The sequence below is a fragment of the Elizabethkingia argenteiflava genome (genome assembly GCF_009904105.1).
In the GTDB taxonomy this organism is placed as follows: domain Bacteria; phylum Bacteroidota; class Bacteroidia; order Flavobacteriales; family Weeksellaceae; genus Elizabethkingia; species Elizabethkingia argenteiflava.
This window is the reverse complement of sequence record NZ_JAAABJ010000156.1, coordinates 1-575: the sequence shown is the minus strand read 5'-3', so window position 1 is coordinate 575 and position 575 is coordinate 1. Positions and strand designations below refer to the sequence as shown.

Sequence of the window (575 nt, the reverse complement as noted above, 5' to 3'; positions counted from 1 at the left end):
TTGATCCGCAGACCTTTGGTCACTTTGATCTTTTTCATCTGTGTTAAGTTTTGAAAATTAAAATTCAGCTCATTTAACGTTTTTAATATTTCAGGAGTTAACTCCACAATAAGTACTGGCTTCTGCAGCCTTATTTCCGCCTTTTATACTGTTTAACTGTTGCTCTGGTAATTTGAGAATTTGCTCTTAGTAGAGTTGTATACCGTTGGTTAATTTGATTTTTTTCATCTGTGTTAAGTTTTGAAAATTAAAATTCAGGTTATTTAAAGGTGGTAATATTGCAGGAGTTAACTACACAAGAAGGAGTGGCTTCTGCAGCCTTATTTACGCAATTAAAAATGTTTAACTGATGCTCTTTTAATTTTCTAATTTGTTATTTGTTGATTTGTAGACATTTGCTTAATTTGATTTTTTTCATCTGTGTTATTTTTTTAAAATTATTATTCAGTTTATTTAACGGTGGTAATATTGCAGGAGTTAACTCCACAAGAAGGAGTGGCTTCTGCAGCCTTATTTCCGCCTTTTATACTGTTTAACTGATGCTCTTGTAATTTGCTAATTTGGTCTTTGTTGAT

Annotated in this window: 1 protein-coding gene; it reads right to left on the bottom strand. The window is 31.3% G+C overall.

The window, feature by feature from the left end; genetic code table 11:
* Positions 1–449 precede the first annotated feature (449 nt).
* Positions 450–575 carry a class I lanthipeptide gene (locus GNY06_RS15005; RefSeq protein ID WP_394350813.1) on the bottom strand — a complete coding sequence of 42 codons (126 nt, stop codon included), beginning with the start codon at positions 573–575 and terminating at the stop codon, positions 450–452.